This is a genomic window from Pseudomonas putida, from assembly GCF_028682455.1.
Taxonomy (GTDB): Bacteria; Pseudomonadota; Gammaproteobacteria; order Pseudomonadales; family Pseudomonadaceae; genus Aquipseudomonas; species Aquipseudomonas putida_AA.
In genome coordinates this window covers 494,787-510,453 of record NZ_JANHLD010000004.1, presented here as the reverse complement: position 1 = coordinate 510,453, position 15,667 = coordinate 494,787, and the positions used below count along the sequence as shown (strand labels likewise).

13 protein-coding genes are annotated in these 15,667 nt (G+C 61.0%); all 13 read left to right on the top strand.

Annotated features, from left to right (window positions below; genetic code table 11):
* The first annotated feature begins 1 nt into the window (after window position 1).
* The 13 genes from flgJ (at window position 2) to fliE (ending at window position 15,652) form a co-directional block, all read left to right on the top strand.
* The gene (gene flgJ / locus NPS58_RS25525) at window positions 2-1,183 is read left to right on the top strand and encodes a flagellar assembly peptidoglycan hydrolase FlgJ (RefSeq protein WP_274118015.1); all 1,182 of its coding nucleotides are present in this window, start codon (window positions 2-4) and stop codon (window positions 1,181-1,183) included.
* Between the two features lie 10 nt (window positions 1,184-1,193).
* Window positions 1,194-3,236, top strand: a complete 2,043-nt coding sequence (flgK, locus tag NPS58_RS25520) for a flagellar hook-associated protein FlgK (RefSeq protein ID WP_274118014.1) — start codon at window positions 1,194-1,196, stop codon at window positions 3,234-3,236.
* A gap of 13 nt (window positions 3,237-3,249) precedes the next feature.
* A complete protein-coding gene (locus NPS58_RS25515) occupies window positions 3,250-4,815 on the top strand; it encodes a flagellar hook-associated protein 3 (protein ID WP_274118013.1) in 1,566 nt (521 codons plus the stop codon).
* A 311-nt stretch (window positions 4,816-5,126) separates the two neighbouring features.
* On the top strand, window positions 5,127-6,068 hold the full coding sequence (locus NPS58_RS25510; RefSeq protein WP_274118012.1) for a ketoacyl-ACP synthase III: 942 nt from the start codon (window positions 5,127-5,129) through the stop codon (window positions 6,066-6,068).
* A 267-nt stretch (window positions 6,069-6,335) separates the two neighbouring features.
* Window positions 6,336-8,084 carry a flagellin gene (locus NPS58_RS25505; RefSeq protein ID WP_274118011.1) on the top strand — a complete coding sequence of 583 codons (1,749 nt, stop codon included), beginning with the start codon at window positions 6,336-6,338 and terminating at the stop codon, window positions 8,082-8,084.
* A gap of 73 nt (window positions 8,085-8,157) precedes the next feature.
* The gene (locus NPS58_RS25500) at window positions 8,158-8,493 is read left to right on the top strand and encodes a flagellar protein FlaG (protein WP_274118010.1); all 336 of its coding nucleotides are present in this window, start codon (window positions 8,158-8,160) and stop codon (window positions 8,491-8,493) included.
* 81 nt (window positions 8,494-8,574) lie between these two features.
* Window positions 8,575-9,936, top strand: a complete 1,362-nt coding sequence (fliD, locus tag NPS58_RS25495; protein WP_274118009.1) for a flagellar filament capping protein FliD — start codon at window positions 8,575-8,577, stop codon at window positions 9,934-9,936.
* A 124-nt stretch (window positions 9,937-10,060) separates the two neighbouring features.
* Complete coding sequence (fliS, locus tag NPS58_RS25490; RefSeq protein ID WP_274118008.1) at window positions 10,061-10,453, top strand: flagellar export chaperone FliS; 393 nt, start codon at window positions 10,061-10,063, stop codon at window positions 10,451-10,453.
* A gap of 20 nt (window positions 10,454-10,473) precedes the next feature.
* On the top strand, window positions 10,474-10,764 hold the full coding sequence (gene fliT / locus NPS58_RS25485) for a flagellar protein FliT (protein ID WP_274118007.1): 291 nt from the start codon (window positions 10,474-10,476) through the stop codon (window positions 10,762-10,764).
* Between the two features lie 170 nt (window positions 10,765-10,934).
* The gene (gene fleQ, locus NPS58_RS25480; protein ID WP_028945498.1) at window positions 10,935-12,410 is read left to right on the top strand and encodes a transcriptional regulator FleQ; all 1,476 of its coding nucleotides are present in this window, start codon (window positions 10,935-10,937) and stop codon (window positions 12,408-12,410) included.
* 204 nt (window positions 12,411-12,614) lie between these two features.
* Window positions 12,615-13,829, top strand: coding sequence for a sensor histidine kinase (locus tag NPS58_RS25475; RefSeq protein ID WP_274118006.1), 1,215 nt, complete (start codon window positions 12,615-12,617; stop codon window positions 13,827-13,829).
* On the top strand, window positions 13,826-15,205 hold the full coding sequence (locus NPS58_RS25470; RefSeq protein ID WP_274118005.1) for a sigma-54-dependent transcriptional regulator: 1,380 nt from the start codon (window positions 13,826-13,828) through the stop codon (window positions 15,203-15,205). Before NPS58_RS25475 ends, NPS58_RS25470 begins: the two co-directional genes overlap by 4 nt.
* Window positions 15,206-15,325: 120 nt before the next feature.
* The gene (gene fliE, locus NPS58_RS25465; RefSeq protein ID WP_010224994.1) at window positions 15,326-15,652 is read left to right on the top strand and encodes a flagellar hook-basal body complex protein FliE; all 327 of its coding nucleotides are present in this window, start codon (window positions 15,326-15,328) and stop codon (window positions 15,650-15,652) included.
* The last annotated feature ends 15 nt before the right edge of the window (window positions 15,653-15,667 follow it).

Below are 15,667 nucleotides of genomic sequence, written 5' to 3'. Positions count from 1 at the left end.
CATGGACATGCCGAAAGTATCCACAGCCACTATGGCTGACAGCGGTGCCTACACCGACCTCAATCGCCTCAACTCGCTGAAGGTCGGCGACCGCGACAGCGAAGCCAACCTGCGCAAGGTGGCCCAGGAATTCGAGTCGCTGTTTCTCAACGAGATGCTCAAGTCGATGCGTTCGGCCAGCGACGTGCTGGCCAAGGACAACCCGCTCAACACCGAAACCACCAAGCAGTACCAGCAGATGTACGACCAGCAGCTGGCGGTGAGCATGTCCCGCGAGGGCGGCGGTATCGGTTTGCAGGATGTGCTGATGCGCCAGCTCGCCAAGCAGAAGGCGGCGTCGGTGAGCAGCAGCCCGTTCCCGCGCTTCGACGTGCAGCCGCGTGCCCTGGGTGCCACCGCCGTGGGCGTGGCCGAGCGCCCGGGCGACGCCGCGACGCGCAACGACGTGGCCGCACTCAACTCGCGCCGCCTGGCCTTGCCGGGCAAGCTCACCGACCGTTTGCTGGCAGGGCTGGTGCCGTCTGCCGCCACCAACACCGCGCCGATTCCCGGTCGTACGACCCCGCTCGGCGATGCCGTGGCCAAGGGCGACTGGGAGCCGGCCAAAGCGTTCGCCGCGCCGGGCGAGATGCGTATCTACGGCCGCGCCGTGGCCCAGCCGCCACTGGCGCCGGCCAAGCGTGCGTTCAGTTCTTCGGATGAATTTGTCGCCACCATGCTGCCGATGGCCGAGCAGGCCGCCAGGCGCATTGGCATCGACCCGCGCTATCTGGTGGCCCAGGCGGCCCTGGAAACCGGCTGGGGCAAGTCGGTCATGCGTCAGGCCGATGGCACCAGCAGTCACAACCTGTTCGGCATCAAGGCCACGGGTAACTGGCAGGGCGGGCAGGCGCGGGCGATCACCAGCGAGTTTCGCGATGGCCAGTTCGTCAAGGAGACGGCGGAGTTCCGCTCCTACGATTCCTACCAGGACAGCTTCCATGACCTGGTAAGCCTGTTGCAGAGCAACAGTCGCTATAAAGATGCGGTCAGTGCGGCCGATAACCCGGAGCAGTTTGCCAAAGAGCTGCAAAAGGCCGGCTACGCCACTGACCCTGACTACGCGCGCAAGATCATCAGCATTGCCCGGCAGTTGCAGCCAACCCAGCAATACGCCATGGCTGGCGGTACCACGAATCTATAAGGATTGAAGTATGTCGAATCTGATCTCGATCGGGCTGAGCGGCCTGAACGCCAGCCAGGCAGCGTTATCGGTCACCTCCAATAACATCGCCAACGCCGGGACCTCGGGCTATTCGCGCCAGCAGGCGGTGCAGACCACCGGCGGCATGCAGAACATCGGCGTCGGTTTCATCGGTACCGGCACCACGCTCTCGGATGTTCGACGCATCTATAACGGTTACCTGGACAACCAGCTGCAGACCGCCACCTCGTTGAACACCGACGCCGCCGCGTTCCAGGATCAGATCACCAGCGTCGACAAACTGCTGGCCGACAGCAATACCGGCATCAGCTCGGTGCTCACGGCATTCTTCTCTGCCTTGCAGACCGCCTCGGCAACCCCGGGCGATGTCGCCTCGCGCCAGTTGCTGCTGACCCAGGCGCAAACCCTGAGCAACCGCTTCAATGCCATCTCGTCGCAGATGAGCCAACAGAACGACAGCATCAACTCCCAGCTCGAGACCTTGAGTGGCCAGGTCAACAAGCTGAGCGCCAACATCGCCGAATACAACAAGCAGATCGCGCAGTTGTCGGCATCGGGCAACACCCCCAACAACCTGATCGATGCGCGTAACGAAGCGGTGCGTTCGCTCAACGAGCTGGTGGGCGTGACCGTGCAGGAGCGTGACGGCAACCTGGACGTCTACCTGGGTACCGGCCAGTCGCTGGTGACCGGCAACAGCGCCAACACCCTGTCGGTTGCGCCCGGCAGCACCGACAAGAGCCAGTACAGCCTGCAGATCAACTACCAGACCTTCAGCTCCGACGTTACCTCGGTGGTTACCGGCGGGCAGATCGGTGGTTTGCTGCGCTATCGCAACGACGTGCTCGCGCCTTCGATCAACGAGCTGGGGCGCGTGGCCCTGGTGGTCGCCGACAGCATCAACAGCCAGTTGGGCCAGGGCCTGGATGCCAATGGCCAGTTCGGTGCCGGGCTGTTCTCCAGCATCAACAGTATCACTGCGATCAGCCAGCGCAGCCTGGCCGCCTCCGGCAACAGCGCAGGCTCCGGCAACCTGGACGTGACCATCGAAAACAGCGGTGCCTTGACCACCTATGACTACGAGGTCAAGTTCACCAGCGACAAGCAGTACAGCGTGCGCCGCTCCGACGGCACCGAGATGGGCAACTTCGACCTGGACGCCGACCCTGCGCCAGTGATCGACGGCTTCAGCCTCAAGCTCAACGGTGGTGGCCTGGCCGCAGGCGACAGCTTCAAGGTGATCCCGACCCGCGCCGCCGCTGGCAGCATCAACACGGTGCTCACCGACGCCAACAAACTGGCCTTCGCCGGCCCGATCAGCGCCACGGCCGGCAGTGGCAACGGCGGTACCGGCACCATCACCCAGCCGAGCCTGGGTGAGCGCCTGGATATCTACGGCGGTGCCGAGCAGGCGCAGCTGCAGGAAGCGATCAAGCACTCCATGCCGGTACGGGTGGTGCTGGGCGAGGCCAGTGGCGGCACGCAAAGTTACAAGATCTTCGACTCGAAGGGCGGTGAGATTGGAGCCGGCAATATCGTGCCGGGCCAGGACAACGACCTGGCCATCAACGTACCGATGCGTGACGCGTCCGGCGCGCCGATGCTCGATGCCAGCGGCAATCCGCGTACCTTCAAGGTAGAGACAACCATCGGCGGCAGCCCGTCGGCCAACGACAGCTTCACCCTGGGCTTCAATGCCGACGGCAAGTCCGACAACCGCAACGCCAAGGCGCTGCTGGGTCTGCAGACCCAGTCCACGGTCGGTACCGGCTCCGGCGGTGGCATCAGCTTTACCTCCGCCTATGCCTCGCTGGTCGAGCGCGTCGGTGCCAAGGCCGCCCAGGCCAAGATCGACACCACCGCCACTGGCGCCGTGCTCGATTCGGCCAAGGCCAGCCGTGCCTCGGTATCCGGGGTCAACCTGGATGACGAGGCGGCCAGCCTGGTCAAGTTCCAGCACTACTACACCGCGTCGTCGCAGATCATCAAGACCGCGCAAGAAACCTTCAGCACCTTGATCAACGCCCTGTAAGGAGTAGCCGATCGTGCGTATTTCCACTGCTCAGTTCTATGAGACCAGCGCCACCAGCTACTCGAAGACGTTCTCCGACGCGGCAAAGACCCAGGAGCAGGTGTCGTCGGGTATCCGCATCCAGACGGCGGCGGATGATCCGGTGGGGGCTGCCCGGTTGTTGTTGCTGCAGCAGCAAAGCGCCTTGCTGGGGCAGTACGATGCCAACATGACTACGGTGAACAACGCCTTGTTGCAGGAAGAGAGCGTCCTCTCGACCATCAACGATGCGCTTCAGCGTGCCACCGAACTGGCCCTGAAGGCCGGTGACGGCAGCTTGAGCGATGCAGACCGCACTTCGATCGGCAGCGAGATCAAGGAGATCGAAGCCAATATCTTCGGTCTGCTCAACTCCCGTGATGCCAACGGCAACTACATGTTCGGCGGCTCGCAAACTTCGTCGCCGCCCTACGTGCGCAACAGCGACGGCACCTACAGCTACCATGGCGACCAGACCCAGCTTAGCCTGCAGGTGTCCGACACCCTGAACCTGGCCACCAACGACAGCGGCTACAGCATTTTCGATATGGCCATCAATAACAGCCGTACCGAAACCAGCTTGAAGGCGCCGTCGCCGGATGATGGCCGGGTAGGCCTGTCCCAGGGCCTGATGACCTCGGTCAATGCCTACAACAACAGCTTTGGCGCAGGGCAGCCGTACACTATCAAGTTCACCAGTGCGACCCAGTACAGCATCACCGATGCCAGCGGTAAGGACGTGACCAGCGAGACGCCTACCAATGGCGCCTTCGACCGCAACGCCGAAGGCGGCAACATGATTACCCTGCGCGGGGTCGAGTTCGAGATCAATATCGCCTTGAAGGAAGGCGATGACCCGGACGCTGTGGTGGCCGGTCATGAGTTCACCCTGCAGGGCAAGCCCGACACCCTGACCGCATCGCGCGGGGCCGGCAACACCTCCACGGCCCAGGTGACCGGTACCAGCATTACCAATAACGATGACTACCGCAGTACCTTCCCGAGTGACGGTGCGGTGATCAAGTTCACCAGCGACACTGAATATGCCCTGTTCGCCCAGCCGTACAAGGCCGACAGCAAGCCGGTAGCAACCGGCACCATCGGGGCCGGCAATGCCGTGACCGTGGCTGGTGTTACCTACCAGTTTGATGGTCCGCCGTCAGCCGGTGACCAGTTCGCTGTCAATGCCAATACCCACAAGACCCAGAATGTGCTCGATACCCTGGCGCAATTGCGAGTCGCGCTGGAAACTCCCGTCACCGACGGCAAGGCATCGATCAAGCTCAAACAGGCGGTGGACTCGGCGATCTCGAACATTGCCAGCGCCCGCGAGAAAATCGACATCACGCGGGGCTCGATCGGTGCGCGGGGCAACTCGCTGGACATCCAGCGTCAGGAAAACATCAGCCTGGACCTGGCTAACAAGAGCACCCAGGCAGCCATCGGCAACACCGATATGTCGACTGCGGCCATTACCCTGACCTTGCAGCAAGCCATGCTTGAGGCCTCCCAGCTGGCCTTTGCGCGCCTTTCGCAGTTGAGTCTGTTCAATAAGATTTGAGCCAGGCCCAGGAAAGCTTCGCGGGGCAAGCCCGCTCCTACCCGTGGTAGGGGCGGGCTTGCCCCGCGATTTTTTATGCCCATTGTGACGAGCGTCGCTACCGCTTAGACAATTGAGTGTGACCAATGAGTCAAATCGGGCATCTTCCCTGTATTCTATCGGTGGCATTTGCAAGAATTTGTTGCCGTTTTTTTGTGTGCACGACCCGGCAACAACGCTGCCATGTGCCACCCAGGGGTGGTGCAACCCCGGTTTTTGGCGCCCTCAGATCTGCGAGCGGCAGTCTTTGAAGTTTTGATTGGGAAGCCAGAATGATTGGCATAAAAAGTATCGCGAGTTACGTGCCCACCGCTGGCCTGGACAACTACGCCCAGGGTGCGAAATTCGGCAAGGATGAAACGTTCATCTTCGGCAAGATCGGCTCGACCTTCCTGCCGCGCAAGGCAGACGAGCAAGAAACCTCCGACCTGTGTGTAGAGGCAGCCAGGGCCCTGTTTGCCAACAACCCGGACCTTGACCCACAAAACATCGATGCCCTGATCGTCGTCACCCAGAACGGTGACGAAGAAGGCTTGCCGCACACCGCAGCCATCGTTCAGGACAAGCTGGGCCTGTCGACTCGCGTGGCGGCCTTTGACGTGTCGCTCGGTTGCTCGGGTTATGTGTACGGCCTGTACGCAATCAAGGGCTTCATGGAAGCCACGGGCCTGAAGAACGGCCTGCTGATCACCGCCGACCCGTATTCGAAGATCGTCGACCCGGAAGACCGCAACACCACCATGCTCTTCGGTGATGCCGCCACTGCCACCTGGATGGGTGAGGGCGCTACCTGGCAACTGGGTGAGGCGCGTTTCGGTACCGACGGCTCGGGTGCTGCGCACTTGAAGGTCACTGACGGCAACTTCTTCATGAACGGCCGCCAGGTATTCAACTTCGCCCTGGTCAAGGTGCCTGCGCACTTGCACGAGCTGCTCGACGCCTCGGGGCTGAGTTCGGCCGATATCGACGCCTTCTGCATCCACCAGGGCAGTGCGGCGATTGTCGATGCCGTGGCCCGGCGCTTTGAAGAAGACCCGGAGTCGACGGTCAAGGACAAGTTCGTCAAGGACATGCTCGAAACCGGCAACACTGTATCGTCCAGCGTGCCGCTGCTGCTGGAAAAACACATGCTCGATGGCACCTGGAAACGCGTGGCTATCAGCGGCTTTGGTGTTGGCCTTTCTTGGGGTTCGGCGATTCTATATCGCGAGTAAGCCTCAACCTGCGCCGTACCTAAAAACGCCCATGACTGAGCAAGCCATGGGCGTTTTTTATTGGCGTCAAATTTATCGCGAAAGTACGATTTTTCCGGCGCTCAAGGCCTTGATTTTCAAGGGGGTGGCACGGTGCTAGTAAAATTTTTCAAAAAAACCCTCAAGCAACCTGCGTTCACGACGATAACCATTACGAAGGTTCTCTAGGCCACACCCGGCGGATGCCAGGGCCGGAAGCCGCAGTCTCCATCCAACGAGGATTTCGTCATGGCATTATCCGTAAACACCAACATTACATCGTTGACCGTTCAGCGTAACCTGAACAAAGCTGGCGATGCCTTGGGCAACTCGATGACCCGTCTGTCTTCCGGCCTGAAAATCAACAGCGCCAAAGACGATGCTGCCGGCATGCAGATCGCCAACCGTCTGACCTCCCAGGTCAAAGGCATGACCGTTGCCATCAACAACGCCAACAACGGCACCTCCATCGCCCAGACCGCTGAAGGCGCGATGCAAGAGTCGACCAACATTCTGCAACGTCTGCGTGAGCTGGCTCTGAACTCCGCGAACGGTGACAAATCTCAGGCTGACCGTGATTCCATCCAACAGGAATTCACCGCTAAAGTGGGTGAGCTGACCCGTATCGCCGCTACCACCACCTTCGGTGGTCGTAACCTGCTGGACGGCTCGTTCCAGAACGTAGCCTTCCAGATCGGCTCCGATGCCAACCAGACCATCTCGTTCGGCATGAGCGACATCAGCGCTACCGGCCTGAAAGGTACTTACAGCGAAGCCACCGTAGCTGGCTCGCTGACCCAGTTGTCGGCTTCGGTAACGGGTAACCCGGTTACGTTGCCAGGTGGTACTCCAGCAGTAACCAGTACTACCCCGTTTGTCCAGACTGGTACTACTTACGCAGCTCCGACTGGCGCAGAGACCTTCAAGATCAATGGCACCGACGTTAACGTTGCCAACGCTGCCACCATTGACGACACCGTCAGTGCAATCAACGGTGCTGGTGTAGCAGGTGTTACTGCTACCAAAAACGGCGCCGGTGACGCGATCATCCTGACCTCGGCAGCGGCTATTACTGTAACCGGTACTACCACTTCTGGTTTGAGTGGTGCCACTGCTTCGGGCGGCGTAACTAGCACTACCCCAGCTGTACCGGGCAAATTGGTAGCTGATACTGCCATCAGCATCAACGGCAAAGACGTTCAGTTCGCTGCCAACGACACCATGGCTATGATCGCGGGCAAAATCAACACCGCCAACACTGGTGCCACCGCCACCGGCGTAGCTGCCACTGTTTCTGCTGAAGGTCGCCTGGAGCTGACTTCGGCTGATGGTAAAGCCATCAAGCTGGACAACGGCTCTGCCGCGTCCACCGGCGGCGCTGGTGCACTGGCCAAGCTTGGCCTGAGCGCTGGTAGCACCGAAGCCAAGCTGACTGCCGCTACTTCGGTAAGCCTGAATGGCACTGAAGTGAAGTTCACCGCAGGCTCGACCATGGCCGACATCGTCTCGTCGATCAACAGCGCCAGCACCGGTGTGAGTGCCAGCATCAACAAGACCAACAACACCCTGAGCCTGTTCTCCACCAAGGACATCACTGTTGCCGACGGCAGCAGCGGCACCGGTCTGGCCACCCTGGGCCTGACTACCGCAGCCGCCGCTACCACCTCGGCAGTGAAAATGGAAACCACCGTTGCCGACCTGAGCGTTCTGAGCGCCGACAAGGCTCAGCAAACCATCCAGGCCCTGGACGGTGCTATCCAGCAGATCGACACCCAGCGTTCGCAACTGGGTGCGGTGCAAAATCGTTTCACCAGCACCGTTGCCAACCTGCAAAGCATCTCGGAAAACTCCAGCGCTGCCCGTAGCCGCGTACAGGACGCCGACTTCGCTTCCGAAGCCGCCGAGCTGACCAAGCAGCAAACCCTGCAACAGGCGTCCACCGCGATCCTGTCCCAGGCTAACCAGCTGCCATCCGCTGTTCTGAAGCTGCTTCAGTAATTTCGGTAGTGGTTGATTGACGGAAGGGCGCGTTTACGTGCCCTTTCGTCTTTTTCAGTTTTGAGGTGATGTCATGGATATGAGCATTAAGCTGAACGCGCATTACCCCTCTGGCGCAACCCAGGCCGCCAGTGCCACGGTCGCTGCAACCGAGCAGCCTCAGCCTGCAAAGGCCGGTGACAGCCAGCGCGCGGCGCTGGAAAAAGCAGTAACCGATATTCGCGACTTCGTTCAGTCGACGCAGCGCAACCTCGATTTTTCCATCGATGACTCGACCGGCATTGTCGTGGTCAAGGTGGTTGCCACTGAAAGTGGCGAAGTGATTCGACAAATTCCATCGGAGACTGCGCTCAAGCTTGCGCAGAATCTGAGTGATGCCAGCAGCCTGTTGTTCAATACCCAGGCCTGAGCTGGCATGAAATGTGTTTCTGACTGCCGTCATGGCATTTTGCGCCAATAAAGCGGCAGCCGCAGGACAAGGAGAAAGCAGATGGCGAGTTCAACGATTACCGGCGTGGGGTCGGGCTACGATACCCAAGGGATTGTCAAAGCGTTGGTCGGTGCAGAAAAAGCACCCAAGCAAACCCAGATCACCAACCAGCAGAAAGACACGACCATCAAGTTGTCGGCCGTCGGCTCGGTGAAGGGAGCGCTCGAAGCCTATCGCACGGCGATCGCCAAATTGAACAACGCCTCTGCCTTCAACGGCCTTGCAGCTACCTCGTCCGAAGACAAGAACGTCAAGGTCACCCTGGGTGACGGTGCTTCGAGTGGCAAGTATGTGGTTGTGGTGCAGGATCTGGCGACTTCGTCGAAAGTCACCAGCAAGGTGTTTGCCGGGGGTGCAACGGGCGTCGCCAACAACAGCAGCGACCCCCAGACCCTGACCATCACCCAGTCGGGCAAGAGCTACGACGTTTCGATTCCTGCCGGCGCATCGCTGAGCCAGGTGCGTGAGTCGATCAACAGCCAGCTGTCCGACAAGGGCATCAGCGCCAACATCTTGAGTGACGCCAACGGCGCACGCCTGGTGGTGGGTTCGACCAACAGCGGCGAGGGTACCGACATCACGCTCAGCGGTACGTCGGACCTGGCCAGCGGATACGACGCCGGCAAACCACCGCAAAACGCCAAGTACACCATTGACGGAATCGCGATGGAGTCGACCAGCAACAAGGTCAACTCGGCAATCAGTGGCGTGACTCTGGACCTGGTTGCCAGCGACAAGGACAAGCCCATCACCATCAGCGTGGAAAGCAACGCCGCGACCCTGAAGACCTCGGTGCAGTCGTTCGTCTCTGCTTATAACGCGTTGATCACCAGCATCAACACCCAGACCAAGGTCACCGCCACCGGCGATGCCTCCACCACCACCGCAGGTGCTCTGACCGGCGATTCTTCGATGCGCCAGCTGGTGGCCAGCATGCGCAGCGAGTTGACCGGTTCCGGAACGGGTGCCATGAGCAGCCTGGCGCAGATGGGGATTACCACTGACCAGAAAACCGGCTTGCTCAGCCTGGATGACAAGGCGTGGGACAAGGCGGTGGTCAAGGGTTCGGGCGACATCGCCAAGTTGTTCACGGGTGAAGATGGTTTGATCAGCCGCATGACCAAGGTCACCGAGCCCTACGTGGGTACCACCGGCTTGCTGGCCACGCGAGTGACCGACCTGAACACCAAACTGACCGACCTGACCACCCAGCAGACGGACCTGGACCGGCGCATGGAAAGTCTGCAGACCTCGCTGATGGCCAAGTACACGGCGATGGATACCTTGATTGCGAAAATCAACGCCAGCAGCTCAAGCATGATGACAACGCTCAACTCGCTGAATAATCCGAAGAAGGATTGATTCGGCGTTGCGAGTGGCGTCTGGAGAGTCTCGGGCTTTTTCTCGGGACTAAAGATTTATGTGACACAGTCGAAACAATGGGTAATACGCAGTTTTCGACTCTGGCCTGTAACGAGGTAGCAACATGAACCCTATGAGAGCCCTTCGCCAGTATCAGAAGGTCAATTCCCATGCACAGATCTCCGAGGCAAGCCCGCATCGTTTGATTCAGATGCTGCTCGAAGGTGGCCTCGACCGGCTCGCACAGGCCAAGGGTGCCTTGGCGCGCGGGGATATCACACAGAAGTGCCTGTTGATCACCAAGGCGATCGATATCATCACCGGCTTGCGCCAGGGCCTGGATGCGGAAAAGGCTGAGGACCCAGCCTATATCGAACAGCTCGACAGCCTTTACGAATACATGAATACAAGGCTGGTACAGGCCAATGCCAGCAACGATCCGCAGATCATCGAAGAAGTGGCTGGGCTGTTGATTACCGTAAAGAGCGGCTGGGACGCCATTGCTTCAGCGCAATGACCTTGAGCGGGGAGAGTGAGATGAATGCATTGCAGCATATTGATGCGACACGCCAGGCGCTGAGTGCTGCAATGCAGGATCGCGACTGGGTCGCCATCGGCGAACTGGATACTGCTTGCCGCAATCACCTGGAAGACGCCTTGCGCGGTGACGTGGATGATCCCGCGCTGCGCGAGAGTCTTGAGGCACTGCTCGGGGTTTATCGGCAACTAATTGATGTTACAAGTGATGCACGTCAATTTTTGGTCGACGAGATGGCCCAGTTACGCCAGGCGAAAAGTGCTGCAAAGGTTTACCATTTGTTCACTTGACACTGGTAAATCTCAAACTCTGTGCGCCATAAATTTGACTATGCACGGCTTTTTGACTTAACTAGCATCTGTTTTCCAATATTCAGACGTCCGAAACTGACCGTTCAGTCGGAATGATGTCGAGCATGCCCAGAATAGGGCGCCGAAATGACTAGGGAAGTTGCTATTGCATGTGGCGTGAAACCAAAATCCTGCTGATCGATGACGATAGCGCCCGCCGCCGCGATCTAGCGGTGGTACTGAATTTTCTTGGGGAAGAAAATTTATCCTGCTCAAGCCTTGATTGGCAGCAGGTGGTCGAGTCGTTGTCGTCCAGTCGTGAAGTACTCTGTGTCCTGATCGGGACCGTAAACGCTCCGGCAAGTCTGATGGGCTTGCTAAAGACAGTGGCAACCTGGGATGAGTTCCTTCCGGTGTTGCTGATTGGCGAAATTTCTTCTGTCGAGCTGCCAGACGACCTGCGTCGTCGCGTGCTTTCCAACCTCGAGATGCCGCCCAGCTACAGCAAGCTGCTGGATTCGCTGCACCGTGCCCAGGTCTATCGCGAGATGTACGACCAGGCCCGCGAGCGCGGTCGCCAGCGCGAGCCGAACCTGTTCCGCAGCCTGGTCGGCACCAGTCGTGCGATCCAGCATGTGCGCCAGATGATGCAGCAAGTGGCCGACACTGATGCCAGCGTGCTGATCCTCGGCGAGTCGGGCACCGGCAAGGAAGTGGTCGCGCGTAACCTGCACTACCATTCCAAGCGCCGCGAAGCGCCGTTCGTGCCGGTCAACTGCGGCGCGATTCCGGCCGAGCTGCTGGAAAGCGAACTGTTCGGCCACGAGAAGGGCGCCTTTACCGGGGCCATCACCAGCCGCGCCGGGCGATTCGAGCTGGCCAACGGCGGTACCTTGTTCCTCGACGAGATCGGCGACATGCCGCTGCCGATGCAGGTCAAGCTGCTGCGCGTGCTGCAGGAGCGAACCTTCGAGCGGGTGGGCAGTAACAAGACCCAGGGTATCGACGTGCGCATCATCGCCGCGACCCACAAGAACCTCGAGAGCATGATCGAGGCGGGGACCTTCCGCGAAGACCTCTACTACCGCCTCAACGTGTTCCCCATCGAGATGGCCCCGCTGCGCGAGCGCGTCGAGGACATCCCGCTGTTGATGAACGAGCTGATCTCGCGCATGGAGCACGAGAAGCGCGGCTCGATCCGCTTCAACTCGGCGGCGATCATGTCGCTGTGCCGTCACGGTTGGCCGGGCAACGTCCGCGAGCTGGCCAACCTGGTGGAGCGCATGGCGATCATGCACCCGTACGGGGTGATTGGCGTGTCGGAGCTGCCGAAGAAATTCCGCTACGTGGATGACGAAGACGAACAACTGGTCGACAGCCTGCGTTCAGACCTGGAAGAACGCGTGGCCATCAATGGCGGCTCGCCAAGCTTTGCCACCCACGCCATGCTGCCGCCCGAAGGCCTGGACCTGAAGGACTACCTCGGTGGCCTGGAGCAGGGCCTGATCCAACAGGCGCTGGACGATGCCAATGGCATCGTTGCCCGCGCCGCCGAGCGTTTGCGTATTCGTCGCACCACTCTGGTGGAGAAGATGCGCAAGTACGGCATGAGCCGTCGAGACGGCGAGGAGCAGGCGGAGGATTGACGCTTGCTTGAACACAACGGGGCGCTCAGGCGCCCCGTTGTGTTTTATATCCCTACCTTTTACAGGGCTGTAATGCCCGTCCTGTCTGCCTTTGGTGGGGTGCAACCAGGCTGGTTGCACCGGGTGCTCAAGTAGCCGGCACGCCTATTGCTTTATCGCTGCCAACACACCGTTTTATGACGGTCAGTCACGCGAGAGAGCACGATGCCCCAGGCCGCCCCCATCTCCTGTGTCCCTGATGTGAAGGGGCAGAACGCCATCGAACAGGAAAGCCGCCTTGGCCTGCAACAGGCCTTCGCCTTGTTCGATCAGGTCTCCAGTCAGTTGAGCGAGTCCTATAACTTGCTCGAAGCCCGGGTCACCGAACTCAAGGGCGAGCTGGAGGTGGTCAGTGCCCAGCGCATGGCCGAGCTTGCCGAGAAGGAGCGCCTGGCCAATCGCCTGCAGAACCTGCTCGACCTGTTGCCCGGTGGCGTCATTGTCATCGATGCCCAGGGACGCGTGCGCGAGGCCAATCCTGCCGCATGCGAGTTGCTGGGCGAGCCGCTGGAGGGGGAGTTGTGGCGCGAGGTGATCGTGCGCAGCTTTGCCCCGCGCGACGATGACGGCCATGAAGTATCGCTGCGCGATGGCCGTCGCCTGTCGATCGCCACCCGCTCGCTGGATGCCGAGCCCGGGCAGTTGGTGCTGCTCAATGACCTGACTGAAACCCGTCAGTTGCAAGGACAGCTGGCGCGCCATGAGCGGCTGTCGTCGCTCGGCAAGATGGTCGCATCGCTCGCCCACCAGATCCGTACGCCGCTGTCGGCGGCCCTGTTGTATGCCAGCCACCTGGCCGAGCAGGCCCTGCCGGTGGAAACCCAGCAGCGCTTTGCCGGCAACCTCAAGGAGCGTTTGCACGAGCTCGAGCATCAGGTGCGCGACATGCTGGTGTTCGCCCGGGGCGAGTTGCCGCTGACCAATCGGGTCACGCCCAAGGCACTGTTCCAGGCGCTGCAGCAGGCTGCCCAGGCTCACGTCCAGGGGCATGAGGTGCGCTGGCAGTGCGACAGCCACCTGGGTGAATTGCTGTGCAACCGCGACACCCTGGTCGGCGCCTTGCTCAACCTGATTGAAAACGCCCTGCAGGCAAGCACCGAACCGGCGCGCCTGAAGGTGCACCTGTACCGTCGCGGCCAGATGCTGCGGCTGTGCATCAGCGATGCCGGTGCAGGCATCGACAGCGCCTTGCTGGCGCGCCTGGGTGAACCCTTCCTGACCACCAAGGCCACTGGCACCGGGCTTGGCCTGGCGGTGGTCAAGGCGGTGGCGCGGGCGCACCAGGGCGCCTTGCAACTGCGCTCACGGTCAGGCCGTGGCACATGCGCGCTGGTCACCTTGCCGTTGATCGATGCGCGGAACATGGAGAACAAGCAATGAAGGCAATCAAGGTGCTGCTGGTCGAAGACGATCGGGCACTGCGCCAGGCCCTGGGCGATACCCTCGAGCTGGGCGGTTTTGCATACCGCGCCGTCGGCTCGGCCGAAGAGGCGCTCGAGGCGGTGGCCGCCGAGGCGTTCAGCCTGGTGGTCAGCGACGTGAACATGCCGGGCATGGACGGCCACCAGTTGCTGGCGCTGTTGCGGGCGCGCCAGCCACAGTTGCCGGTGCTGCTGATGACGGCCCATGCGGCGGTCGAGCGCGCGGTCGAAGCGATGCGCCAGGGCGCCGTGGACTATCTGGTCAAGCCGTTCGAGCCGCGGGCGCTGCTGGACCTGGTGGCGCGCCATGCCCTGGGCGTGGTGGCCGGGCAGGCGGATGAAGGGCCGGTGGCCTGCGAACCGGCCAGTGCGCAATTGCTCGAGCTGGCGGCGCGGGTGGCGCGCAGCGATTCCACCGTGTTGATCTCTGGGGAGTCAGGCACCGGCAAGGAGGTGCTGGCGCGCTACATCCACCAGCAGTCCAGGCGCGCCAATGCGCCCTTTGTGGCGATCAACTGTGCGGCCATCCCCGACAACATGCTCGAAGCGACCCTGTTCGGTCACGAAAAGGGATCGTTCACCGGTGCCATCGCCGCCCAGGCGGGCAAGTTCGAACAGGCCGACGGCGGTACCTTGCTGCTCGACGAAATTTCCGAGATGCCCCTGGCACTTCAGGCCAAGCTGCTGCGCGTGTTGCAGGAGCGGGAAGTGGAGCGGGTGGGTGGGCGCAAGCCGATCGCCCTGGACATCCGCGTGGTCGCCACCACCAACCGCGACCTTGCCGGCGAAGTGGCGGCGGGGCGGTTTCGTGAAGACCTGTTCTATCGCCTGTCGGTGTTCCCGCTGGCCTGGCGTCCGCTGCGTGAGCGCAGCGCCGATATTCTGCCGCTGGCCGAGCGCCTGCTGGCCAGGCACGTCAATAAAATGAAGCATGCCCCGGTACGCCTGTCAGCCGAGGCCAGGGCCTGCCTGCAGGGCTATGCCTGGCCGGGCAACGTGCGCGAGCTGGACAACGCCCTGCAGCGGGCCTTGATCCTGCAGCAGGGCGGGGTGATCGAGGCGGCGGATTTTTGTCTGGCCGGGGTCATGCCGATGTTCACCTCCGCCCCGGCGCCGGCCCTGCCGGAGGCGCCGACCGAGCCGGCAGTCAGCGGCCTGGGCGATGACATGCGCCGTCACGAATTCCAGATGATCATCGATACCCTGCGCGCCGAACGCGGCCGGCGCAAGGAAGCGGCCGAGCGGCTGGGCATCAGCCCGCGCACCCTGCGCTACAAGCTGGCGCAGATGCGTGATGCAGGTATGGATGTCGAGGCCAGCCTCTACGCCACGTAAGGGTCGGGTGCATGCGGGCTTTTGTCCGCTGTGCGGACAGAGCTGGCACTCTTGTTGCTAAGTCCTGCCTATCCGCTGCGTGAGTGTCAAAAAAATGCGGGTCGTCGGAGAGAGAAGTCCATGAGCCAAGGTGTTGAATTTAATCGATTGATGTTGGACATGCGGGCCATGCAGATGGACGCCATGTCGATGCCCAAGGCGGCCGCTGCGCCTGAGCTCGGCTCAAGCAATTTTGCCGACATGCTGGGGCAGGCCATCAATAAGGTCAGCGACACCCAGCAGGCTTCCACGCAACTGGCCAACGCCTTCGAGATCGGCAAGAGCGGCGTGGACCTCACCGACGTGATGATCGCTTCGCAAAAAGCCAGCGTTTCCTTTCAGGCCTTGACCCAGGTGCGCAACAAGCTGGTCCAGGCCTATCAAGACATCATGCAGATGCCGGTATAAGGGCGAGATTGAGTC